The organism is Aeromicrobium fastidiosum (assembly GCF_017876595.1).
Taxonomy (GTDB): domain Bacteria; phylum Actinomycetota; class Actinomycetes; order Propionibacteriales; family Nocardioidaceae; genus Aeromicrobium; species Aeromicrobium fastidiosum.
This window is the reverse complement of record NZ_JAGIOG010000001.1, coordinates 255,338-278,159: the sequence shown is the minus strand read 5'-3', so window position 1 is coordinate 278,159 and position 22,822 is coordinate 255,338. Positions and strand designations below refer to the sequence as shown.

General features: G+C 69.7%; 27 protein-coding genes. 19 read left to right on the top strand and 8 right to left on the bottom strand.

Going from position 1 to position 22,822, the window contains the following annotated elements; genetic code table 11:
- Positions 1–7: 7 nt before the first annotated feature.
- Both JOF40_RS01395 and arsB read right to left on the bottom strand, forming a co-directional pair.
- Positions 8–424 carry an arsenate reductase ArsC gene (locus JOF40_RS01395; RefSeq protein WP_129179417.1) on the bottom strand — a complete coding sequence of 139 codons (417 nt, stop codon included), beginning with the start codon at positions 422–424 and terminating at the stop codon, positions 8–10.
- On the bottom strand, positions 421–1,518 hold the full coding sequence (arsB, locus tag JOF40_RS01390; protein WP_129179415.1) for an ACR3 family arsenite efflux transporter: 1,098 nt from the start codon (positions 1,516–1,518) through the stop codon (positions 421–423). The genes JOF40_RS01395 and arsB overlap by 4 nt, the downstream gene beginning before the upstream one ends.
- A gap of 109 nt (positions 1,519–1,627) precedes the next feature.
- On the opposite strand from arsB, the gene JOF40_RS01385 reads away from it, so the two are divergent.
- From JOF40_RS01385 to JOF40_RS01375, 3 genes are read left to right on the top strand one after another with little or no spacing between them, the layout of a single operon-like run.
- The gene (locus tag JOF40_RS01385) at positions 1,628–1,987 is read left to right on the top strand and encodes an ArsR/SmtB family transcription factor (RefSeq protein ID WP_129179413.1); all 360 of its coding nucleotides are present in this window, start codon (positions 1,628–1,630) and stop codon (positions 1,985–1,987) included.
- Between the two features lie 56 nt (positions 1,988–2,043).
- Positions 2,044–2,379 carry a YnfA family protein gene (locus JOF40_RS01380; RefSeq protein ID WP_129179411.1) on the top strand — a complete coding sequence of 112 codons (336 nt, stop codon included), beginning with the start codon at positions 2,044–2,046 and terminating at the stop codon, positions 2,377–2,379.
- A gap of 4 nt (positions 2,380–2,383) precedes the next feature.
- Complete coding sequence (locus JOF40_RS01375; RefSeq protein ID WP_246152647.1) at positions 2,384–2,878, top strand: GNAT family N-acetyltransferase; 495 nt, start codon at positions 2,384–2,386, stop codon at positions 2,876–2,878.
- A 3-nt stretch (positions 2,879–2,881) separates the two neighbouring features.
- On the opposite strand, the gene JOF40_RS01370 is transcribed toward JOF40_RS01375, so the two are convergent.
- A complete protein-coding gene (locus tag JOF40_RS01370) occupies positions 2,882–3,865 on the bottom strand; it encodes a DUF4349 domain-containing protein (RefSeq protein ID WP_129179406.1) in 984 nt (327 codons plus the stop codon).
- A complete protein-coding gene (locus JOF40_RS01365) occupies positions 3,862–4,449 on the bottom strand; it encodes an RNA polymerase sigma factor (RefSeq protein ID WP_246152645.1) in 588 nt (195 codons plus the stop codon). The genes JOF40_RS01370 and JOF40_RS01365 overlap by 4 nt, the downstream gene beginning before the upstream one ends.
- A gap of 269 nt (positions 4,450–4,718) precedes the next feature.
- On the opposite strand from JOF40_RS01365, the gene JOF40_RS01360 reads away from it, so the two are divergent.
- The 15 genes from JOF40_RS01360 (at position 4,719) to JOF40_RS01290 (ending at position 17,383) form a co-directional block, all read left to right on the top strand.
- Positions 4,719–4,910, top strand: a complete 192-nt coding sequence (locus tag JOF40_RS01360; protein ID WP_129179404.1) for a Flp family type IVb pilin — start codon at positions 4,719–4,721, stop codon at positions 4,908–4,910.
- 60 nt (positions 4,911–4,970) lie between these two features.
- The gene (locus JOF40_RS01355) at positions 4,971–6,026 is read left to right on the top strand and encodes a hypothetical protein (RefSeq protein WP_129179402.1); all 1,056 of its coding nucleotides are present in this window, start codon (positions 4,971–4,973) and stop codon (positions 6,024–6,026) included.
- A 150-nt stretch (positions 6,027–6,176) separates the two neighbouring features.
- Positions 6,177–6,374 (top strand): Flp family type IVb pilin, encoded by a 198-nt coding sequence (locus tag JOF40_RS01350; protein ID WP_245343082.1) that lies wholly within the window; start codon positions 6,177–6,179, stop codon positions 6,372–6,374.
- A 242-nt stretch (positions 6,375–6,616) separates the two neighbouring features.
- Complete coding sequence (gene cpaB, locus JOF40_RS19870; RefSeq protein WP_129179397.1) at positions 6,617–7,291, top strand: Flp pilus assembly protein CpaB; 675 nt, start codon at positions 6,617–6,619, stop codon at positions 7,289–7,291.
- Positions 7,288–8,481: a CpaE/TadZ family protein gene (locus JOF40_RS01340; protein ID WP_129179395.1), complete on the top strand. Its 1,194-nt coding sequence runs from the start codon at positions 7,288–7,290 to the stop codon at positions 8,479–8,481. Before cpaB ends, JOF40_RS01340 begins: the two co-directional genes overlap by 4 nt.
- Entirely contained in the window at positions 8,478–9,869 is a 1,392-nt protein-coding gene (locus tag JOF40_RS01335) for a TadA family conjugal transfer-associated ATPase (protein WP_129179393.1), read from the top strand. The genes JOF40_RS01340 and JOF40_RS01335 overlap by 4 nt, the downstream gene beginning before the upstream one ends.
- The gene (locus JOF40_RS01330) at positions 9,869–10,801 is read left to right on the top strand and encodes a type II secretion system F family protein (protein WP_129185964.1); all 933 of its coding nucleotides are present in this window, start codon (positions 9,869–9,871) and stop codon (positions 10,799–10,801) included. Before JOF40_RS01335 ends, JOF40_RS01330 begins: the two co-directional genes overlap by 1 nt.
- Before the next feature lie 9 nt (positions 10,802–10,810).
- Positions 10,811–11,692, top strand: coding sequence for a type II secretion system F family protein (locus JOF40_RS01325; RefSeq protein ID WP_129179389.1), 882 nt, complete (start codon positions 10,811–10,813; stop codon positions 11,690–11,692).
- Positions 11,693–11,802: 110 nt separating this feature from the next.
- A complete protein-coding gene (locus JOF40_RS01320) occupies positions 11,803–12,231 on the top strand; it encodes a TadE family protein (RefSeq protein WP_188111617.1) in 429 nt (142 codons plus the stop codon).
- 1 nt (position 12,232) lies between these two features.
- Positions 12,233–13,840, top strand: coding sequence for a pilus assembly protein TadG-related protein (locus JOF40_RS01315; protein WP_129179385.1), 1,608 nt, complete (start codon positions 12,233–12,235; stop codon positions 13,838–13,840).
- Positions 13,841–13,975: 135 nt separating this feature from the next.
- Positions 13,976–15,166, top strand: coding sequence for an alkane 1-monooxygenase (locus JOF40_RS01310; RefSeq protein WP_129179383.1), 1,191 nt, complete (start codon positions 13,976–13,978; stop codon positions 15,164–15,166).
- A gap of 1 nt (position 15,167) precedes the next feature.
- Positions 15,168–15,413 carry a rubredoxin gene (locus JOF40_RS19865; protein WP_129179381.1) on the top strand — a complete coding sequence of 82 codons (246 nt, stop codon included), beginning with the start codon at positions 15,168–15,170 and terminating at the stop codon, positions 15,411–15,413.
- Positions 15,410–15,574 (top strand): rubredoxin, encoded by a 165-nt coding sequence (locus JOF40_RS01300; protein ID WP_129179379.1) that lies wholly within the window; start codon positions 15,410–15,412, stop codon positions 15,572–15,574. Before JOF40_RS19865 ends, JOF40_RS01300 begins: the two co-directional genes overlap by 4 nt.
- Before the next feature lie 7 nt (positions 15,575–15,581).
- Positions 15,582–16,778, top strand: coding sequence for an NAD(P)/FAD-dependent oxidoreductase (locus tag JOF40_RS01295; protein WP_129179377.1), 1,197 nt, complete (start codon positions 15,582–15,584; stop codon positions 16,776–16,778).
- Positions 16,775–17,383, top strand: a complete 609-nt coding sequence (locus tag JOF40_RS01290; RefSeq protein WP_188111616.1) for a TetR/AcrR family transcriptional regulator — start codon at positions 16,775–16,777, stop codon at positions 17,381–17,383. The genes JOF40_RS01295 and JOF40_RS01290 overlap by 4 nt, the downstream gene beginning before the upstream one ends.
- A gap of 7 nt (positions 17,384–17,390) precedes the next feature.
- On the opposite strand, the gene JOF40_RS01285 is transcribed toward JOF40_RS01290, so the two are convergent.
- From JOF40_RS01285 to JOF40_RS01270, 4 genes are all read right to left on the bottom strand, one after another.
- On the bottom strand, positions 17,391–17,858 hold the full coding sequence (locus tag JOF40_RS01285) for a DUF2149 domain-containing protein (RefSeq protein WP_209674314.1): 468 nt from the start codon (positions 17,856–17,858) through the stop codon (positions 17,391–17,393).
- Positions 17,855–18,631, bottom strand: coding sequence for a MotA/TolQ/ExbB proton channel family protein (locus tag JOF40_RS01280; RefSeq protein ID WP_129179373.1), 777 nt, complete (start codon positions 18,629–18,631; stop codon positions 17,855–17,857). The genes JOF40_RS01285 and JOF40_RS01280 overlap by 4 nt, the downstream gene beginning before the upstream one ends.
- Positions 18,628–19,950: a PKD domain-containing protein gene (locus tag JOF40_RS01275; RefSeq protein ID WP_129179371.1), complete on the bottom strand. Its 1,323-nt coding sequence runs from the start codon at positions 19,948–19,950 to the stop codon at positions 18,628–18,630. Before JOF40_RS01275 ends, JOF40_RS01280 begins: the two co-directional genes overlap by 4 nt.
- Positions 19,951–20,037: 87 nt before the next feature.
- Entirely contained in the window at positions 20,038–21,564 is a 1,527-nt protein-coding gene (locus JOF40_RS01270) for a dolichyl-phosphate-mannose--protein mannosyltransferase (RefSeq protein WP_188111615.1), read from the bottom strand.
- A 211-nt stretch (positions 21,565–21,775) separates the two neighbouring features.
- On the opposite strand from JOF40_RS01270, the gene JOF40_RS01265 reads away from it, so the two are divergent.
- Positions 21,776–22,702, top strand: coding sequence for a putative endonuclease domain-containing protein (locus JOF40_RS01265; RefSeq protein ID WP_188111614.1), 927 nt, complete (start codon positions 21,776–21,778; stop codon positions 22,700–22,702).
- Positions 22,703–22,822 lie beyond the last annotated feature (120 nt).

Below are 22,822 nucleotides of genomic sequence, written 5' to 3'. Positions count from 1 at the left end.
GCGGGTCTCAGCCCTCGGTCGCGGCGGCGGGGGACAGGGATGCAACGAGGTCCTCGATGCGGGTGCGAATCTCGTCGCGCACCTCGCGGACGGTCTCGATGCCCTGCCCTGCCGGGTCGGTCAGGTCCCAGTCCTCGTAGCGCTTGCCGGGAAAGTACGGGCACTCGTCGCCACAGCCCATCGTGATGACGACGTCGGACGCCTGCACGGCCTCGGTGGACAGCTTCTTGGGCTGCTCGCCCGCGATGTCGATGCCGACCTCGTCCATCGCCTTGACCGCGACGGGGTTGATCTGGTGGCCGGGCATCGACCCGGCCGAGAGGACGTCGATGGTCCCGCCGGACAGCTCCCGCAGGAACCCGGCGGCCATCTGGGAGCGGCCGGCGTTGTGGACGCACACGAACAGGACGGTGGGCTTGGTCACGAGATGACTCCTTCGGAGGCGGGGAAGAATCTGCGCGCCCACAGGGACACGTAGACGAGGCCGACCAGCACGGGGACCTCGATGAGCGGGCCGACGACACCGGCCAGCGCCTGGCCGGAGGTGATGCCGAAGGTGCCGATCGCCACGGCGATGGCCAGCTCGAAGTTGTTGCCTGCGGCAGTGAACGCGAGGGTGGCGCTCTTGGCGTACCCGAGGCCGAGCCCGTGGCCCATGACCATGCCGAGGGTGAAGGTGATCGCGAAGTAGGCCAGCAGCGGGACGGCGATGCGCACGACGTCCCAGGGGTTGCTCGTGATGGCGTCGCCCTGGAGGGCGAACAGCAGCACGATCGTGAACAGCAGCCCGTACAGGGCCCACGGGCCGAGGCGGGGGAGGAAGACGCTCTCGTACCAGTCGCGGCCCTTGGTGCGCTCGCCGATCTGGCGGGTGGCGAACCCGGCGACCAGGGGGACGCCGAGGAACACCAGGACGCTGGCGGTGATCGCCCACACCGAGAAGTCCGCGCTCGTGGTCGACAGGCCGAGCCAGCCGGGGAGTGTCTGGAGGTAGAACCAGCCCAGCGCGGCGAACGCGAAGACCTGGAAGACCGAGTTGATCGCCACCAGCACGGCGGCGGCCTCGCGGTCGCCGCAGGCGAGATCGTTCCAGATCAGCACCATGGCGATGCACCGGGCGAGGCCGACGATGATCAGGCCGGTGCGGTACTCGGGAAGGTCGGGCAGCAGCAGCCAGGCCAGCGCGAACATCAGCGCGGGGCCGATGAGCCAGTTCATGACCAAGGAGGCACCGAGGAGACGTCGGTCGCCGGTGACACGGGCGGTCTCGCTGTAGCGGACCTTCGCCAGGACGGGGTACATCATCACGAGCAGGCCGATGGCGATCGGCACGGAGACGGACCCGACGGTGAACGAGTCGAGGGCGTCGGTCAGGTCGGACCACGTGCGGCCCAGGACCAGGCCGGCGATCATGGCGACCACGATCCAGACCGGCAGGAAGCGGTCGAGACGTGACAAACGGGCGACGACGGCCTCGTCTGCCCCGCCGTCGGCGGTCGCGTCCAGGGTGTCGCTCACAGGGCTCCTCGGTGCGTGGTCACCACGCGTTCACATTCATCGACGGTCGTCGATGGAGCAACCGTAGCAATGCATCGACGAATGTCAATGAATGGGGCATGATGAGTGCATGACCACCGTGCTTCCCGTCCTCGACCTCGGCTCGGACCTCTGTTGCGCCCCCATCGTGCGCGACGCCATGAGTGCCCAGGATGCGGCAAACCTGGCCTTGAAGTTCAAGGCCATCGGCGAGCCGACGCGCCTGCGCCTCCTCTCGCTGGTCGCCGCACACGACGGCGCGGAGGCGTGCGTCTGCGACCTCACCGAGCCGGTCAACCTCTCGCAGGGCACCGTGTCGCACCACCTCAAAGTCCTGGTCGACGCCGGGCTCCTGACCCGCTCCAAGCGCGGCACCTGGTCGTTCTACGCCCTCGTCCCCGGTGCCCTCGACAACCTCGCCGACATCCTGCGCACCCCCGCCGCGCAGTAGGCCTGGGGGCCGGGTACAGATCAGGAACATCGCCGGCGGCTGACAGGATCATCCACATGGACATCCTGCGCTCCACGGCGCTCTTCATCGCAGCAGCGCTCGCCGAGATCGGCGGCGCCTGGCTCGTCTGGCAAGGCGTCCGAGAACACCGGGGCTGGCTCTGGATCGGCGGAGGCATCATCGCCCTCGGCATCTACGGATTCGTCGCCACCTTGCAACCTGACGCGAACTTCGGACGCATTCTCGCCGCCTACGGAGGAATCTTCGTCGCAGGATCACTCGCCTGGGGCAAGGTGGTCGACGGCTACGACCCAGACCGGTACGACATCGCCGGTGCCCTCATCTGCCTCATCGGCGTCGCGGTCATCATGTACGCGCCGAGAACGGCCTGACGTCGTGCCGCCCACGACGATCCGTGCCCTGGCCGCCGCCGACTGGGACGACGTGCGCCGCATCTACGCCGACGGCATCGCCACCAAGAACGCCACCTTCGAGACCGAGGTTCCGCCGGCCGCCGTCCTGGACGCCCAGTGGCTGCCCGGCCAGAGATGGGTCGCCACGATCGACGGTGCCGTGGCCGGATGGGCAGCGGTCAGCCCCACCTCGCGCCGGGAGTGCTATCGAGGGGTCGGCGAGACGTCCGTCTACGTCGACGCGCAGCACGGTGGACGGGGCATCGGTGCAGCCCTCGTGCGGCACCAGGTCGCCGCCGCCGACGAGGGCGGCCTCTGGACGCTCCAGACCTCGATCTTCTCGGAGAACCGGGCCAGCCTCACCATCCACCGCGCGGCGGGGTTCAGAGAGGTGGGACGCCGCGAGCGCATCGCGCAGCTCGCCGGCGCGTGGCGCGACACCATCCTGCTCGAGCGCCGCGCCCCGGAGCCGTCCTGACGTTCAGCTCGAGCCACGGCGGCGCGTGACGAGCCGCACCACGAGCAGGACGCCGGCGACGACCAGGGCCCAGGGCAGCAGCACCCCGGCGACCTCGACGACGGCGTTGACCGTCGACACCAGCCCGTTCCAGCCGTCGCGCAGGCCGCCCGCGAACCCGCCGGGCTCCACCGAGCTCGCGGTCGGCTTCTGGGCGAAGGTGATGGTCAGTGTCGACAGCGAGACCTGGTCGGCCAGGTCCTTGCGCTGGGCCTGCAGGCTCTCGAGCTGCTCCTGGCGATCGGTGAGCGCCCGCTCGGCCGCGATGACGTCCTTGCTCGACGTCGCCCCGGCCAGGATCGCGGTGAGGCGGTCGATCGAGACCTGCAGTGCGTCGACGCGGGCGTCGAGGTCGACGGTCTGGGCCGTGACGTCGGTGTTCTGCAGAGAGGCGTCGTCGACCCGTCCGTACGTTGCGAGGCGGTCGAGTGTCGCCGTGACCCGGGTGCTGGGCACGCGGACCGTGACGGACGCGGATGCGTCGTCGCCCGTGCCGCTCTCGGACCGGTCGTCGACCCGTCCGCCGATCGACTCTATCCACGTGCTGAGCTGCTGCACCGTCGTGCGGGGACGGCTGACCGTCACGCTGGCCGAGCCGGTCGTGATGACCTGGCGGTCTGCGGCGGGTGCCTCCTGCTTCGCAGCGGTCTCGCTCTGCTTGAGGTTGGCGGCGCCGTTCTGTGCATCGAGCTGTGCCTCCGGTGCAGCGGCCTTGCCGCCAGCGGAGCTGTCGGACCGGTCGGAGGTGGCGCTGACCTCGCTCGTGCTGGTGCCGCCGATGCTGCTGACGGCGTAGCCGCCGAGGCCCACGACCAGCACGCCGGCGACCGACAGACCGAGGGCGGTGCGGGCGCGTCGACCGCGACGCGTGACGTCGAGGTCGACACGGTGCATGACCGACATCCGCATCTTCTCGACGCGGTCGTCGTGGAGCGTCGGGGTGCTCATGAGATCTCCTTGAGGGATCGCAGGTCGGCGCGGAGGCGGGTGCGCAGGCGCGAGAGTCGGTTGCGGACGACGGCGTGGCTCACGCCCAGCTCGCGCGCTGCCATCTCGTAGGTGTGGTCGCCCGCGACGCACAGCTCGTACAGCTGCTGGTCGACGGGGGAGAGGGCCCCGACGGCCTTGTCGATCTCGGCGCGGATCAATCCCGCCTCGACCTCGTCCTCGACGGCGGAACGGGCGGGCAGCAGGTCGTCGATCTCGGCCTGCGTGCGCCGACGTTGCCGGCTGCGGCGGGCGTTCAGTGCCGTGTAGCGGGCCGTGACGAGCAGCCACGGCAGCACCGACTCGTCGACGACCGTGATCGTCCGGATCTTCTTCCAGGTCGTGACGAAGACGTCCTGGGTCGCGTCCTCGGCCTCGCGGTCGTCCTTCAGGACGCTGTAGGCCTGCCAGTAGACGGGTCGCACGTGCCGGTCGTAGAGGCACCCGAAGGCGACGCGGTCACCGCGGGCGGCGCGGTCGAGCAGGGCGCGGTCGGCCTCCTCGTCATCGTCGGGGACGTCGTCGAGGGTCGCGGTCAGGCTCACCAGCGGCTCCGATCTGTGGGGTGCGGGTCTCCGGGCGGTGGGGGTCCCTACCTCTCAGATGTCCGGACCCGGTCAACCGTCTCACGCATCCCCGACGTCCTGGGCAGGATGACCTCGCGCGGGCCGGGCTGTCGACCAGCGGCCATGGCCCGCTCGAACCAGGTCAAGATGATCCATTCTTGCCACAGGCGTCCCGGGACCTAAGACCCTAGGATTCGGCCCAGGGAGAGTCAGTCACTCACATCTGGCTGCACCAAGAGGGAGTCATCATGTTCGCGATCGCAACTGTCATGTCGTACGTCGTCAACCTGCAGAGCCGCCGTGACGAGAAGGGTGCCACCGCCGTCGAGTACGGGCTGCTGGTCGCCTTGATCGCGGCCGTCATCGTCGTCGCAGTCGCGCTGCTCGGCACCAAGGTCACCGGTGCCTTCACGTCGATCACCGATCAGCTGCCGGGGTGACGTCGGCCGGGGACGCCCCGCCGGTGGACCGTTGACCCTCCGAGCACCGATCATGGCTGCATGAGCGGCCTCGGGACCTCGACGCGACTGCGGCGGGGCTGGGCGCTCCTGGCGATCGCCGTGACCCTGGTCCTGGTGGTGTGGGGCGCTGTCGCCGGGAGTCAGGTGCCCGACGGCTTCCTCGAGGCAGATCCGGACAAGACCGACGTCGCCCTCTACCAAGCCATCTCCGAACGGATGGGCGACGGTGAGTCGTACTACGTCGCCGTCGCCGCCGAGCAGCCCGCGCGCGGATTCCCGACGTCCCCCGCCGTGACCGTGCGGGAGCCCACGCTCGCCTGGCTGACATCGACGGCGGGCGAGGGGACGGCCTACGGCATCCTGCTCGCCCTGGCGGCCGTCGCCATCGGCCTGAGCATCGTGTGCTTCGACAGCCTCACCCGCACGCGGGCGGAGTGGGCGGTCGCCAGCGTCGTCGGGGCTGTCGGGGTGGCCGCCCTGTGCTCACCCGACGGTGTCTGGATCCACGAGACCTGGGCCGGCCTGCTCACCTACGTCGCGGCGCTCGCGGCGACGAGGCACTGGTTCTGGCCCGCCCTGATCGCGTTGCTGGCTGCCTGTGTCGTGCGTGAGCTGGCCCTGCCCGCCGGCCTCGCAGTCCTCGCCGCAGCGTGGCCCCGTCTGTCGGTGCGTCGCAGGCTGGCCTCTGTCGTGGCCGTGGCCGGCTTCCTGGCGTTCTACGGCTGGCACGTGCTCCAGGTCGGCCGGATGTCCGCGGGTGCTTCCGAGCCCTCGTCGGGCTGGCTCGACGTCAACGGCTGGCCCTTCTTCGTCAATGCGGCGTGGTTCAGCACGGTGCTGACCGTCGCACCCGTGCTCGTCGCGGTGCTCCTGGTGCCTCTGGCGCTGCTGGGATGGGTGCTGCACGACTCGGTCGACGCGCGCCCCGTCGCGGCCGTGCTGGTCGCGTACGCCCTGGTCTTCGCGGTGGTCGGGCGCGACAACAACCTGTACTGGGGCATCCTGTTCGGCCCGCTCCTGCTGCCCGGACTCGCGTTCGCGCCGCGGGCGGTCGCGCGCCTGACTCGTGCGGCGCACCCCCGCGGCGCGGTGTGACCTATTCCTCGTGACTGTGTCGGATGGTTCCCGTAGTCAATTCGAGCCATCTTCGGCCAGAGCCCTCGACGGGACTAAAGTCCCGGCTTAGATTCCTCGGTGGGAGCAGTCATCGTCTGATGACTGGTAAATGATTGAGGGAGTAAAATCATGTCGAAGTTCCACTTTGCACTGGCTTACATGTCGGCCTCGCTGTTCACGGCGAAGACCGCACGCGAGGAGAAGGGCGCGACCGCTGTCGAGTACGGCCTGCTCGTCGCCCTGATCGCGGCCATCATCGTCGTCGCGGTCGCGCTGCTCGGCACCAAGATCACCGGTGCCTTCAGCTCGATCAACAGCAAGCTCTGATCGACCGCGATCTGCTGACGCAGGTCGCACGGGGGCGCGGTCGAGCTCGGGCTCGCCGCGCCCACCCATCGGTAGGGAGACCGATGGGGGCCACGCCTCGTGGACGACCTCGGTCGTCACATGGGTCGCGTGGCTCAACACAGGTGAGCGGAGGGATCGCACTGCGTCATCCTCCGCGAGTCCTTCGTGCACGGACGGCTCAGGCCGCACCGTGGCACCGCTTCGAGTCTTAGGGAGAAGACGTGAAGAAGCAGTTCATCATCATCGGCATGGCGGCACTGCTCGCCGTGCTGGGCATCGCGGCGCTGATCGCGTATGCCAACGACGCCGACGACCGGGCCTTCGAGGGCACCGAGATGGTCGACGTCGTGAGGGCCACGACCGAGGTGCCGGCGCGGACGACCGCCGCCGACCTGGTCGGCAAGACCGAGACGGTCAAGGTGCCGCGCGCGGCACTCGTGCCGGGTGCGCTGAGCTCGCTCGACGACGCGCAGGGCCTGGTCACCAGCGTCGCGCTCGTGCCGGGCGACCAGCTCAGCACCGCCAAGCTCTCCGAGCCGGACGACGTCAAGGCGGGCACGACCGTGCCGAAGGGCATGCAGGAGCTGACGATCCCCGTGGACGGGGCCCGCCTGGTCGGCGGTGCCGTCAAGAGCGGCGACCGCGTCGGCGTCATCGCCAACTTCTCCGGACAGACGGCGAACCCGATCAACGGACTGCTCGTCCTCAAGGTCGACTCGGGTGCCGTCGGCTCGGACGGTGCCGCTGGCACGCTCATCACGGTCGCGGTCAACACGCTCGACGCCGAGAAGCTCGTCAACACGATCGAGTTCGGCACGATCTGGCTGACGCTGCAGAACGACGACACCGAGACCGGCGGCGGCAAGACCATCACGTCGAAGGACGTGGCCCCATGAGCATCGCCCTGATCGTCGGCGCGGACGACGAAGAAGCCGCACGGGTGGCAGGAGCCGTCGGCTACCGGATCGTCGCCCTCTCGGCCGAGTCGGTCGCCGCCGAGACCGCCAGCCTGCTGCGGGGTCTCGACCCCGCGAGCCTGCCCGAGACGATCGTCTTCACCTCGCTCGTGCCGATCCCGCGGTCCCTCGCCATGGCTGCCGAGGTGCACGCCGTGCGCCCCGACATCGACATGGTGCTGATCTCGGCGGTCGAGAAGCAGATCATGCTCGACGCGATGCGTGTCGGCATCCGCGACGTCGGGCCGTCGCTCGACGATCCCGCGGTGCTGGCCGGCATTCGCGACAGGCTCGACGCCCGCGCCGACACCACGCGCCAGCAGACGCTCAAGGCCGTCCCGCAGGCACCGGTCGACTTCTCGTCGCGCACCATGACCGTGCTGTCGCCCAAGGGCGGTGTCGGCAAGACGAGCATCTCGTCGAACCTCGCCGTCGCCCTGGCCCAGCAGTCACCCATGGAGGTCGTGCTGGTCGACCTCGATCTGCAGTTCGGCGACCTGACGACGGTGCTGGACCTCAAGCCCACGCACACCCTGCAGGACGCCTTCGGGCTCACGTCCCGCGACAACCTGCTGCTCAAGACGTACCTCACGGTCCACTCGGCCGGGTTCTACGTGCTGTGCGGCGCGGAGTCGCCGGCCGCCAACGACAAGGTGACCGGCGAGCAGGTCGTCCAGCTCATCCGCCAGCTGCAGGACCAGTTCCGCTACGTCATCCTCGACACAGCCGCAGGACTCGACGAGACGACGCTGGCCGCCCTGGAGTGCAGCGACGACGCCGTCATCGTCACCACGATGGACGTCGCGTGCCTGCGCAGCGTCCAGAAGGAGATGGAGCTGCTGGGCACCCTCGGACTCCTCCCGGCGTCGCGGCACGTCGTCGTCAACTTCGCCGACAAGTCGTCGGGTCTGCGCATCAAGGACGTCGAGGCCGTCATCGGGGCACCGGTCGACGTGGTGCTGCCCCGCAGCAAGGAGCTGCCACTGGCCTCGAACCGTGGGGTTCCCTTGATGGTGACCGCCAAGTCCGGCCCGTTCGTGAAGTCGGTCAAGTCGCTGGCCAAGCGCATCTTCGACCGCGCCCGTGCCGCCGAGCAGAAGCGCGGTCACCGACGTCTGGACGTCGCATGAGTCTCAGCGACCGACTCGACGCCGTGCGGGAGCGCACGCTGGCCGATCTCGACACGATCGACCAGGAGCACTTCGACAGCCCTGACGCCGTGGCGTCCGTCTCCGACGCCTTCACCGACATCAAGGCCCGGGCGTCCGAGGCGCTGTTCGAACGGCTCGGCACCCGCGCCAACGACTCGACACTGACCGAGCACGAGCTGCACGAGTTCGTGCGCGAGGAGCTCAGCAGCGTCATCGACTCCGAAGCTCTTCTGTCGGTCGACGAGCGCCGCCGGCTGACCCGCGAGGTCGAGGACGATGCGATCGGTCTCGGTCCGCTGCAGCGCATGCTCGACGACGACTCCATCACCGAGATCATGGTCAACAGCTATGACAAAGTGTTCGTCGAGCGCCACGGCCGCCTGCAGGTCTCGCCCGCCAGGTTCAGCTCCGAGGCCCACCTGCGCCGGATCATCGAGCGCATCGTCGCCAAGGTCGGTCGCCGCATCGATGAGTCGTCGCCGCTGGTCGACGCGCGCCTCGCGGACGGGTCGCGCGTCAACGCCATCATCCCGCCGCTTGCGGTCGACGGCTCCTCGTTGACGATCCGCAAGTTCTCCAAGAGTCCGTTCGGCGTCAGCGACCTGGTCGAGTTCGGCACCATGACCGAGCAGATGGCCCACCTGCTGCACGCGTGCGTCCAGGCCAAGCTCAACATCCTGGTCAGCGGCGGCACGGGCACCGGCAAGACGACGCTGCTCAACGTCCTGTCCGGCTTCGTGCCGCGGGAGGAGCGCATCGTCACGATCGAGGACGCCGTCGAGCTCAGGCTCCAGCAGCCCCACGTCGTGCGTCTGGAGAGCCGCCCGCCCAACATCGAAGGCAGCGGCGAGGTCCGCATTCGCGATCTCGTGCGCAACTCGCTGCGCATGCGGCCCGACCGCATCATCGTCGGCGAGTGCCGCGGCGGCGAGGCGCTCGACATGCTCCAGGCGATGAACACCGGCCACGACGGCTCGCTGTCGACCCTGCACGCCAACTCGCCGCGCGATGCCATGGCCCGTCTCGAGACCCTGGTGCTGATGGCCGGCATGGACCTGCCGCTGCGGGCCATCAGGGAGCAGGCCTCCTCGGCGGTCGACCTGATCGTCCAGATCACCCGGCTCCGCGACGGGTCGCGGCGCATCACGCACGTCACCGAGGTGCACGGCATGGAGGACGACGTCGTCGTGCTGCAGGACGTGTTCGTGTTCGACTACTCCGCCGGCGTCGACCAGCACGGCCGATTCCTGGGCCAGGCGATCCCCACCGGGGTCCGGCCGCGGTTCAGCGAGCGGTTCGCCGACCACGGCATCACCTTCGACCTCGACAACCTCGATCCGCGACGTACGACGGCGGGTGAGCGGTGATGTTGCTGCTCGGGGTGCTGCTCGTCACCATGTCGCTCGGCGGCGTGTACGTCGCCGTCAACGGAGTGCCGGTGGGTCGCGTCGACTCGGCGCGGATCTCGCGCCTGGTCGTGCAGGAGCGCCGGAGCCTGCTGACACGGGTCACCGATGCCGTGATCAACGGGGTCGAGGCGGTCATGCGCCGCCAGGGCTGGCGGCCGTTCGGTGCCCGGGAGCTCGAGCTGGCCAACGTGGCGATGCCCGTGGCCAACCTCGTCGTCATGCTCCTGTGCATCTCGGTCGTGGCGTTCTCGGTCGGCCTCGTGCTGGCTCACGCCCTGCTGGGCCTGCTGCTCGCCGTGCTCGTCCCGGTCCTCGCGAAGGTGTGGTTGAGCCGCCGAGGCGCTCGACAGCGTCGTGCCTTCGCCAAGCAGCTGCCGCAGGGGCTGCAGATGATGGCCGCCTCGCTGCGCGCGGGCCACAGCCTCCCGCGCGTGCTCGACGCGATCTCCAAGGAGCTCGACGCTCCCATGGGCGAGGAGCTGGCTCGCGTCGTCAACGAGAACCGGCTGGGTCGCGATCTCGTGGAGTCGCTGGAGGCCGTGGCCGAGCGCATGCAGTCGACCGACTTCAGGTGGGTCGCCGGGGCGATCTCGGCGCAGCGGGAGACCGGCGGCAACCTCAACGAGATCCTCGACCAGGTGGCCGAGACGATCCGCGAGCGCCTGCACGTGCGGATGCAGGTGATGTCCCTGTCGGCCGAGGGTCGCCTGTCGGCCGTCATCCTGATGGGACTGCCGGTGTGCATCGGTATCTACTACATGCTCGTCAGCGCCGACACGATGTCGTTGTTCGTCGCCACCGGGATCGGCAAGCTGCTGCTGCTCGGCAGCGCCGTCCTGTACCTCCTCGGCGGCCTGTGGATGCGATCCATCGTGAACATCGAGTTCTGAGGGGTTGCCATGTTGATCATCGGAGTCCTCCTCCTCGCAGGCGCCGCGCTCATGGCTGCGACCGCCGGTGGCGTCCTGGTGCTGCCCGGTCGGGGCGTGCAGAAGCGCGTCCGCATGCTGGCCGCCCCCGAGGCCGCGACCGAGAGCGCGTGGAAGCGCATCCGGTCGGACGTCTCGGCCGATGGCCTGTTCGCCCGCCTCACGGCACCGACGCTGGTGCGACGGATCGAGCGCAACATCGTGCTGGCCGGACGTCCGGTCGGCTGGACGCTGCAGCGGATCATCGTGCTCAAGCCCGCGGGCGCTGCGGTGGGACTGTTCTTCGCGGTCGTCATCGTATCGAAGTGGTCGTCGCCCTTCGTCCTGCTGGTCGCCCTGGCAGTGATCGTCCTGGGCTACTTCGTGCCCGACCTGCTGATCTACAACCGTGGCGTCAAGCGCCAGGAGGAGATGCAGAAGACGCTGCCGGACCTGCTCGACCAGATCGTCATCTCGATCGAGGCGGGCGTCGGCTTCGAGCAGGCGCTGATCAAGGTCGCCGAGGTGGGAGAGGGTCCGCTCGTCGACGAGTTCGTCCGGTTGCTGCAGGACGTCTCGCTCGGGATGTCCCGCCGCGACGCGTACACCGCGTTGGCCGATCGCACGTCGGTGGACGACGTGCGGGGCTTCGCCAAGTCGATCGTCCAGGCGGAGGAGTACGGCATCTCGGTGGCGTCGGTCGTGCGCAGCCAGGCCAAGGAGATGCGGCTCGCACGGCGCATGCGGGCCGAGGCCAGGGCGCAGAAGGTCCCGGTCAAGATCCTGATCCCGCTGATGGTCTGCGTCCTGCCTGTCCTGTTCATCATCGTCCTCGCTCCGTCGGTCGTCACTGCTTATGCGAGCAACGGATGACCGCCGTGATGGAGGCCTCTTCGGCCCGGCGCTCCCTCGCCAGATCCCCGGGGATCGTGCGGCCGGAGGGGTCCCCATCACGGCGGTCCGAGCGTGAACGAGGTGCGGCGATGGTCGAGTTCGCGCTGGTGCTGCCGGTGTTCGTGGCACTGGTCTTCGGCATCGTCAGCTACGGCTACATGCTGAGCTATCGCCAGGCGCTCGGGCAGGCCGCGAGCGAGGGTGCGCGGGCGGTGGCGATCGTGCCGTCGGGCATGGACACCGCCACCAAGACGACCAAGTCCCGGACGGCGATCAACGACGCCCTGGGCGGTTACGGCGTGACCTGCTCCGGCACCAACCTCGTGCACGGCAGCTCGACCGACGGCACCTGCAGCATCCAGCCCAACGTCGCGTGCCCTGCTGATGCGACACGCCGGTGCGCGGTCGTCACCGTGACGCACGCCTACCGCGCCAACCCGCTGGTGCCGTCGTTCCCGGGTCTGGGTGTCACCCTGCCGCAGAACCTCACCTACACGTCCGTGGTCGAGGTGAACTGACATGACGCGACGTGACGAGCGCGACGAGCGCGGCGCGATCCTGGTGATGGCGGTGCTGCTCATGACGGTGGTGCTGACGTTCACGGCGTTCGCCGTCGACCTCGGCACCCAGCGCGTGGCGCGCCGTGACATGCAGTCGCTGGCGGACTCCGCGGCGATGGACCTCGCCCGCCAGCTCAAGGGCCGCACGGCATCGGTGATCCTCGCCGACCCCAAGTTCGCAGCGGTCAAGACCCAGGCGGTCGAGCAGAACAAGACCGTCGGCCGCCCGCCGACGTTGACCGTGGCCCTCGGCACGGTCAGCAACACGACGGGTGTCTTCACGCCGGTGTCGGGCGGTGCCGTTCCGACGGCCGTGCAGGTCATCGCGGCGACCTCGGTGGGCTTCGCCTTCGCGCCCGGCGACGGCAAGGCCGCGCGCCCGGCCGTCGCGACGAGCGCCGATCCGACGATGTGCTTCTCGGCCTCGTCGAGCGAGCTGTCGCTGAACAGCTCGACCGGTGCCCTGGGCCCCCTGCTCGACCTGATCCTCAAGACGCAGCTCAACGTGCTGAGCCCGGCGGGGCTGCTGACCGTCAAGGACACCGTGGTGCCGTTGGCCGACCTGGCTGTCGCCCTGGGCGTCGGCACGCCGCAGGCGGTGCTGGCCACGACCGTCAGCACCCGGGACTTCGTGCTGGCCACGGCCACTGCGCTGTCGAAGAACGGCTACACCGTCCAGGCGGCAGCGCTGCAGGCGATCGGCCTGCAGATCTCGGGAGGAACAGTCGACATCGGCAAGATCCTCAACCTCGAGACCGCCAACTCCGCAGGGCTGTCGGCCCTGGTCAACGTGTTCGACCTCGTGACGGCGGCGGTCTTCGCGTCCAACGGCACCAACGCCCTCAACGTCAAGAACCTCGGCGTGGGCCTGCCCGGGGCCGAGCGGCTCCTGGACCTCACGGCCATCATCGTCGAGCCGCCGCAGATCGCCTGTGGCAAGGCCGGCATCACGGCCAAGAGCGCCCAGGTCAAGGTCCACGTCAAGTCGACCGTCGACCCGCTCAGCATCGGTGCCGCCTCCGTCGTGATGGAGCTCGACCTCGAGATGGGACGCGGCGAGGCCACGCTCAAGAGCATCGCGTGCGGGTCCCCGAGCGGAGCCGTCATCACCGCCAAGACCGGGGCGGTCCTCGGAGTCGGCACGTTGAACGTCGGGGTGCTGCAGAATCTCGGCCTCCTGTTCGGCGATGCGCTCCTGTCGGTGAAGTCGAAGCTCACGGCGACCGGTGCCGTGGGTGGACCGACCGATCTCACGTTCACGCCACCGACCGTCACCACGCGATCGGTCTCAGGATCCGGGGTGCTCGGCCTGGCGATCTCCGACTCCAAGATCGGCCTGATGGACGGCACGTTCGTCGGTGACGTCCTCGGGGCCATCATCAATCCGCTCCTCGGCGGCATCATCAACACGATCATCAACCCTCTCGTGGCGGCCAACGGCCCCATCGACAAGCTGCTCTCCGCGCTGATCTACCCCGTGTTCAAGCTGTTGGGCGTCCAGGTCGCCAAGACCGACGTGACGGCCCCGGGCAGCCCGGACTGCTCGACGGTCAAGCTCGTCGGCTGAGCGCACGGCGTCACTCCTGGCATCTCGGGTGCCCGGAGTGACGCCGCGGTGCCGGTTCGACGGATACTTGCCAGCAAACTTTACATTTGCTACCTTCTTGTAAAGCGCCGCTCCCGAGGCGCGTGAAGGAGCATCATGACGATCGAGGCAACCGTCGACGGCACGACCGTCCAGTGGCGTGACCGCAAGCGATACCTGTGGATCATCGGGGCGATCGTGCCGCTGATCCCCGTGAGCATGTGGGGGTTGCACGTCCTCACCGGGTCGACCGTGGTGTGGTACTTCGGCCCGTTCTTCCTGTTCGTCATCGTGCCGCTCGCCGACCTCGTCGCCGGTCGTGACGGCGAGAACCCGCCCGACGAGGTGCTCGAGCAGCTCGAGGACGACCGCTACTACCGCTGGGTGACCTACCTGTTCATCCCGGCGCAGATCGGCGGACTGATCTGGGGCAGCTACCTGCTCGGCGGCGGCACGCTGCCCGGCATCGACGAGCCGCTGTCGGTCGCGGCGCGCATCGGGCTGGCCCTCGGCCTCGGCATGGTGGCGGGCATCGGCATCAACACGGCGCACGAGCTGGGCCACAAGAAGGAGGAGTACGAGCGCTGGTTCGCTCGCGCCGCCCTCGCCCAGACGTTCTACGGCCACTTCTTCATCGAGCACAACCGCGGCCACCACGTCCGCGTCGCCACCCCGGAGGACCCCGCGAGCGGTCGCCTCGGCGAGACCGTGTGGGAGTTCATGCCGCGCACCGTCGTCGGCAGCCTGAAGAGTGCGTGGAGCCTGGAGAAGAAGCGCTTCGGACGTCTCAAGACGTCCCACTGGTCGCTCAAGAACGACGTGCTCAACGCCTGGGCGTTCTCGGTCGTGCTGTGGGGCGGGCTGATGATCGCCTTCGGCTGGCAGATCTTCCCGTACCTCGTGCTGCAGGCCGTCGCGGGCATCTGGCTGCTCGAGTCGGTCAACTACCTCGAGCACTACGGCATGAAGCGCCAGAGGCTCGAGTCGGGCCGCTACGAGCGGGTCAACCCGAGCCACAGCTGGAACTCCAACAACATCGGCACCAACGTCCTGCTCTACCACCTCCAGCGGCACAGCGACCACCACGCCAACCCCACGCGTCGCTACCAGGCGCTGCGCGACTTCAAGGAGGCCCCCGTGCTGCCGACGGGCTACGCCGGGATGATCGTGCTGAGCTGGGTCCCGCAGGTCTGGCGCCGCATCATGGACGACAAGGTCGTGCGCCACTACGACGGCGACCTGTCCCGCACCAACCTGCACCCACGCACGGCCGCCGCCTACGAGCGCCGGTACGGGAAGGTCGCCTGAGATGGCACGGTTCATCTGCCCCAACTGCGAGTACGTCTACGACGAGACGACCGGCAACCCCCGCGAGGGCTGGGCAGCCGGCACGGCCTTCGCCGACATCGACCCCGACTGGACGTGCCCCGACTGCGGCGTGCGCGAGCAGGTCGACTTCCTGCCGATCGAGCAGTTCGTCCGCAACGACCAGGACGGCCACATCATCGCCGCCGAGACCCGCGCCGCCACCCCCACCACAGGAGACCCGTCATGAAGCGTTTCGAGTGCCAGCAGTGCGGATTCGTCTACGACGAGGCCGAGGGCTGGCCCGAGGAGGACATCGCACCGGGTACCAGGTGGGACGACATCCCCGACGACTGGACGTGCCCCGACTGCGGTGCGGCCAAGGCCGACTTCGTGATGGTCGAGCTCTGAGCCGCCGATGACACGCACCGTCATCGTCGGCACGGGCATCGCGGGGGTCAGCGCGGCCGCCGCCATGCGGGCAGCCGGCTACGAAGGCGCGGTGCACCTCGTGGGCGACGAGCCCGAGCTGCCCTACCGCCGACCGCCGGTCTCCAAGGAGATCGTCCGCGGCGACAAGACGGCCGACGAGATCCGCATCAAGAAGGCCGAGTGGTACGCCGACCACGGCATCACCCTCATGACCGGGCGTCGCGCCGTCGAGATCGACGCCCCCAGCCGTGCTGTCGTGCTGGACGACGGCGAGGCGCTGCCGTTCGAGCAGCTGCTCCTCGCGACAGGTGGCCGGGCGCGCAACCCGTGGGACGCCTCGGGCGTGCGGACGTTGCGCGGTCTCGCCGACGTCCCGCGCCTCGCGGCCGAGCTCGCCGCGGGAGCGTCGGTCGTCATCGTCGGAGCCGGGCTGATCGGCTCGGAGATCGCCGCCAGCGCGCGCGGGGCGGGCTGCGAGGTCACGCTGCTCGAGACCGCCGATCTGCCGCTGCCGAGGCTCCTGCCACCCGAGCTCGGTGAGATGTACGTCGACATCCACCGTCGCGAAGGCACCGAGCTGCACACCGGCGTGACGGTGGAGTCGATCGTCGACACCGGCGACGGCACGGTCGTCCGCGCCAGCGACGGACGCACGTGGACCGCGAGCGTCGCGGTCGTGGCGGTCGGCATGGAGCCGTGCACCGAGCTGGCCGAGCGCGCCGGCATCGCCCTGGCATCGTCCGGCGACGGCGGCGGCATCCTCGTCGACGCCCTCGGCCGCACCTCGCTCGAGGGCGTGTTCGCGGCCGGCGACGTCGCCAACCAGCCACGCCCCGTGCTGGGCGGCCGCCATCGCGTCGAGCATTGGCAGGGCGCGCAGAACCACGGCACCGCGGTCGGCAAGGTCATGGCCGGAGGTGACGAGCCCTTCGCGGAGGTGCCGTGGTGCTGGTCCGACCAGTACGGCCTCAACCTCCAGGTCGCCGGTTGGCCGGAGGGTTCGCACGACCTGGTCGTCGACGGCTCGCTGGCCGAGCGCGACTTCATCGCCTACCTCCTCGACGACGGCGTGGTGCGCGGAGCCGTCTCGATCGGACGTCCCCGCGACGTCAGGTCGGCTCGCGGGTGGATCGCCGCAGGTGCGAGGCTGGACGCCATGACCGTCGACGTCCAGGCCCCGTGACCGAGCCCTCGCGCACCCCGGTGCGCGAACGGCTGCTCGACGCCGCGCAGGCGGTCATTGAGTCGTCGGGGTGGGCGGCGGTCACGATGTCGGGCGTGGCCGGTGCCGCGGGCGTCAGCCGCCAGACCGTCTACAACGAGTTCGGCACCAAGCACGGCCTGGCCGAGCACCTGGCCCTGCGCGAGCTGCAGCGGTTCCTGACCGTCGTGAGCACCCGCATGCGGGCCGAGGCCGACATCCTCGACGGCATCCGGGCGGCCTGCGAGGGCACCCTGCAGCTGGGCGAGGAGAGCCTGCTCGTCCGCACGATCGTCGGCACGGCTCCTGCATCGCGCGACAACGACTTCCTGACCATCCTGACGACCGAGTCCGGCGAGATCGTCGACGCCGCCGTCATGGTGGTGCAGCAGACCATCGACGAGCTGTACCCGCCGACCGGTCTCGACGCCGACGAGCTGCGTACCGTCGTCGAGGCGATGGTGCGCCTCGTGCTGTCGTCCTTGACCCGCCCGTCGCGGCCACCGGTCGCGGCAGCCGCCGACATCGCCTGGATCGTCGGCATGGTGCTCGACGGGGCGGCGGTCAGGCGACCGGCCACCGGGTAGCTGCGTCCTACGGGGCCGTGGTCGGAAAGTCGGGGGCCGGCAGCTCGCCCTGCAGGTCGGGCGTCAGCTCGTCCGGCACGTCGTCGGGCTGCTCGTCCTGGTCGGGCGCGGTGTCGGGGTCGGACGAGCCGGCGTCGGGGCTGACGGGAGCCGTGGACCCGTCGCCGGTCACGTAGACCAGACGGCCGTCGGCGAGACGGTAGACCGTGCCGACCGGTGTGCCCCGGCCCTCCGTCTTGACGCCCTCGCTCGGCACCGGCTCGAGGGTCTGGCCGGGCTTGAGCGGGATCGAGTCGAGCGTCGGCTTGGTCAGGCCGTTCTCGTTGACCGCGTCCGACAGGCCCAGCGACGACAGCGCCGCGAGGAGGAACCCGACCGCCAGCACGATGCCGATGTCGAACATGTTGACCAGGCCGTCGAGCGGGTCACCCGCGCGGTCCTGGTGCACGCGCGCACGCGGCGTCACCTTGATCACGAGGTACCTCCGGGGTCCTTCGGAGCCGGAGCCGGTGTCGGACCCGCTGGCGTGGGCGGGGCAGGTGGCACCAGGGACGGCAGGGGAGCGGTGGCCGAGGCAGGAGCGGTCGACGACGCCGGCGCAGGAGCCGCGATCGACGCGGCTGCCGATCCGTCGTCGGTCAGGATCGCCGCGACGTACTCGAGATCGGAGAAGTCCTGCCCGTACCGTCGTTCGCGGAACAGCGACAGTGCCAGGGCGATCACGCCGATCAGGATGCCCAGCACCGTGATGCTGAAGGCGAGGCGCAGGTTCTCGGTGAGCGCGTCGACGTCGCCGCGGGCCAGGCCGTCGAGCGCAGGGGCGAGAGGTATCAGCGTGCCCATCAGGCCCAGCGCGGGGCCGAGGCGCACCAGCAGGCGGGTGCGGGAGAGTCGGGCCTGCCGGCCGAAGTCGAAGTCGGCGAGCTCCTTGGCGATGCGGGTGTCGGCTCCGGGCTGGGCGACGGCGTCGACGAGCACCGTGAACGCCTTGCCGACCGGCGTGCTCCACGCGGCGGTCTGCAGCAGCGCCCGGGCCTCGTCGTACCGCTTCTCGTCCACGGCGCGGCGCGCCGACGCACCGGCCTTCGACAGCTGCGCGAACGTGCGCCCGCGCCGCTTGACGAGCTCGGCGATGAAGGCACCCACCTCGACCAGGGTTGTGGCGAGGGCCAGCAGCGTCAGGATGACCACCGGCAGCTCGAGCACCTCCGCGACGCGGAAGATGATGTCGTAGATCGTGTCGCTCATGCGGCTCTCCTGAGGTGGCGCAGTCGGTGTCGGAGCCAGCGGCTCTCGCTGGCAGCGCCCACGCCCACCAGCAGCAGCACTGCGAGTGCGGCCACTGTCCAGGTCGCGATGCGCTGACGGGTGGATGCTTGGGTGGCCGGGGCGGGAGCCGTCGACGACTGGGTGCCCGGGATCGACTCGGGGGTACCGCCGGGGACGAGCTCGGCCCCGGCGAGCACGTATCCCTCGACCGGTTCGAGGCCGTCGTCGACGGGTGCGGACGGCACGTCCTCGGGGACGTCGTCGGGCGCGAGTTCTTCCGGGACGTCTTGGGGCACGTCGAGGCCGCCGTCGAACGGGTCGTACGGAGCGGGCAACCCGCCACCACCGCCCAGCCCGTCGCCGCCGCCGGAGCCGCTCGTCGGTGCCTTGGGCGGCTTCGCGACCTTGACCTCGACCGGTGCCGACCGGCCGTACGACCCGTCGCTCGTCCGCACCGCGACCGCGACCGCGTAGGTGCCCCGTTCGGCATACGACTTGGACGGCTTCTCGCGCTTGGTGCCCTTGACGGATCCGTCGCCGAAGTCCCACGTCGTGCTGACGACCCGCGTCCGCGGCTTCTCGGCGAACGTGACCGAGAACGTCGTCCGGCCGTCGAGGTCGAGCTCGGTGCCGTTGCTCGACGTGACGGACGGTGCCAGGAGGCTGCCGGTCGTGTGCACCGTCAGGTCGAGCCGCCCGGTCACCTGGAAGTAGTCGGACGCGTTGGTGTCCTCATCCGCGTCGCGCAGGGGCCGGATGTAGCCCAGGCGGCCGCTGGGCGTCACGAACACCGCAGGCGCGAGCCGGTCGACGAAGGGGTAGACGGTGTCGGGCTGGCCGTCACCGTCGGTGTCGTCGGGGGCGTCAGGATCGGCGAGGTCGGCCGGTGAGAGCACCGCCGGGACGCCAGCGGCATTGGGCGTCTCGAGATAGGTCGCCGTGCCGAGCAGGTTCGGGTCGAGGGTCTTCAGCAGCGTGTTGACCGTCACCCGCTGGCCCTGGGCGATGGGGCGCGTGTCGACCTTGCCGCCCTTCGACGCCGGGTTCTTGCGCAGCGCGTAGGGCTTGGCGTTGAGGGCCTCGTCGGTGAGCGGCTGCAGGTCGGCCGGCGACACGGTGTACTCGGTCAGCACCGTGGTCTGACCGCCCGACGTCGAGACGACGGAGACGACGATGCACGAAGGCAGCTGCTGCGGGCACTCGGCAGCAGCGACCGGCGACGGGGCCATCCCCAGCCAGGCAGCGCCGAGCGCAACGGCGGTGAGCGCAGCACGACGACGTCTGCGGTGCGTGGTCACGACCAATCCCCTCCGATGTCGTCCGAGCACGTGCCCGACCATTATCAACGCCGGTGCCGCACTCCGCCGAGCGGTGTCGCCCCGGGGTCAGATCCAGCGCGACAACCACATGCGGTCGCGCCACGAGTCGTACGGGATCAGGTCGTCGGTGTAGACGGGGTGGAAGAACCAGAACGAGACGACCGCGGCGACCACAAACGCGCCCACCGCGAGACCGATGCCGTACCTGAGCCGGGGAGTCGTCGCGAGGCCCAGCAGCCAGTGGATGACCAGGCAGATCGCCACGATCGTGAACGGCACGAACGCGACGGCGTAGAACGAGAAGATCGGACGGTCATCGAACCGGAACCACGGCAGCCAGCTCACCAGCACCGCGACGATCGGGACGGCCCACGTCCACGACCAGGTGCGCAGCCACAGCGGGAAGGCGGCGACCAGCGCCAGCACGCCGCTCCACCAGATGACGGGGTTGCCGAGGATCAGGATCTCGCGGATGCACGTGCTGCCCTCGGCCTGTCCGCACCGGGTCGAGGCAGGCAGGTCGAAGCGGGCGTCCGCCCCGACCGGGCGCAGCTGCAGGAGCCACGAGGCCGGATTGGACTGGTAGGGGTGCGTGGCCGAGTTCAGGTCGCTGGTGTGGAACCCGTAGGTCATGACGTGGAAGTGCCACAGCGACCGGAACGCGTCGCGGGTCTCGCCCAGGAAGCCCGTCGTCGGACGGTCGACGTAGGACCCCCACGGTGCCGAGTAGTCGCCGTAGCCGTGCCCGAAGCGGGCCTCGTACACCTCGTGGTGCAGCAGGAACCCGGTCCAGGTCACGAGGTAGACGAGCAGGGCCACGACGACGATCGAGCCGAAGGCCGGCACGCCGACCGTCAGGGTGCGGCGCAGCCATCCGTGGCTCGGACCTGCCTTGCGCCGGGCCATGACCTCCCACACGACGGCGAGCACGCCGAACGCTGCGAGTGCGTAGACACCGCTCCACTTGGTGGCGCAGGCCATCCCGAAGCTCACGCCGGCGAGCAGCTGCCACGGCCGCACGAACCGGTACCGGTCGAGGCGACTGCGGATCCAGTCGCGGTCGGCCACGACGCAGGCCACGCCGCACACGATCCAGAACGCCAGGAAGATGTCGAGCAGCGCCAGACGGGACATCACGAAGTGCATGCCGTCGACCGTCAGCAGCAGCGCCGCGATGCACGACACCACGACCGATCCGGTCATCCTCAGCACCAGGCGGGCCAGCACCAGCACCGTGAGCGCGCCGATCACGACGCCCGAGATGCGCCACCCGAAGGAGTCGAAGCCGAATGCCTGCTCGCCGAGCGCGATGAGCCACTTGCCGCCGTCGGGGTGCACGATCCACGACGGCTCGCCGGTCATGATGCCGGTCAGGTCGCCCTTGACGATCTGGGCGTTGGCGGTCTCGGTGAAGTCCTGCACGTAGCCGTGCTGCAGCAGCGACCAGGCGTCCTTGGCGTAGTACGTCTCGTCGAACACGAAGGCGTTGGGGTAGCCGACGTTCCAGACGCGCAGCACGAATGCCAGCACCGTGATGCCGAGGGGGCCGATCCACCCCCAGACGCGGTGGGGGATGCGTTCCAGGACCGTCACGCCGAACAGCCTAGGTGCACCCGCCCCCGGTGTGCATGAGCCACTGTCCCGGCGGGGGCGGTGGATCTGCCACCGGATAGGTGCCGCTGCCGGCTCAGACGGTGGTCCATCCACCCCTGAGCCTGGTCCACAGGCGGTGTTGCAGCCCCGGACGTCCACAGCCGCGGCTGGGACCGTGGCCGGCCTGCGTTCGCACCGTTTCGGATGGAGCATGCGAACTCCCACTCCCGTCCCCGACCATCTCGCCGGTCGGACGTTCAGCCTGGACGAGGCCAGCCGAGCCGGCATCACGCCGCGGATGCTCGAACACGCACGCTTCAGGCAGGTCTATCCGCGTGTGTACTGCCTCGCTGATCTGGAGCTGCCACCGGATGAGCAGATCGCCGCTGCGCGTCGCAATCTGCCATCGGACGCACGGACGACGCACTCGACCCGACTGCGTGAGCTGGGGATGGAGCACGGCAGGCTCGAGCCGTTGCACTTCGTCGTGGCCCGCGATCTCCATCTCGACGTCGACGGCATCGTGCTGCACCGGACGAAGCGGATGCCACCGTCCGGCCCGACGGGCGTGTGCGCCGAGGCAGCGTTCGTCGCGCTGGCCGCCACCGAGCGGATGATCGACCTGATCATCATCGGCGACTGGCTGCTGAGCAACGATCACATGAGGACGACCCCTGGCCGAGTTCGTCCGAATCTCCCGTGGCGGTCGGGCGCAGCCCAGGCGACGGTCGTGGCGGCTCACCTCGACGGACGGGCGCGGTCGACCAAGGAGTCCGAGACGCGGGCCGTCGTCGTCTTCGCCGGCCTGCCGCGGCCAGAAGTCAACGTCGACGTTCGCGACGCCGCCGGGACGTTGGTCGGCATCGGCGATCTGGTCTATCGCCTCTGGCGCCTGGTGGTGGAGTACGAGGGCAGGCAGCACGCCCTCGACATCCGGCAGTTCGCGCGCGACATCGACCGCTATGCCGGCTTCCGCCGGATCGGCTGGGACTACCACCAGGTCACCAACGAGCGGCTCGCGCGGCCGCGGTCGTTGGTCCTGGCGCTCCACGATCAGCTGGTCCACCGCGGATACAACGGGCCGGCCCCGGTCTTCGGCCGCCGATGGGCGTCGCTCTTCCAGCCGGTCACCGTCTGAATCGCCCGCGTCTCCCGGCCTCAGCGGTGGATCTGCCACCGTACGAGCGCAGATTCGCTTCCAGAACGTGGCATACGCACCGCCCAGGCCGGGAGGCCGGCCGGGTGCCAGACTGGCCGG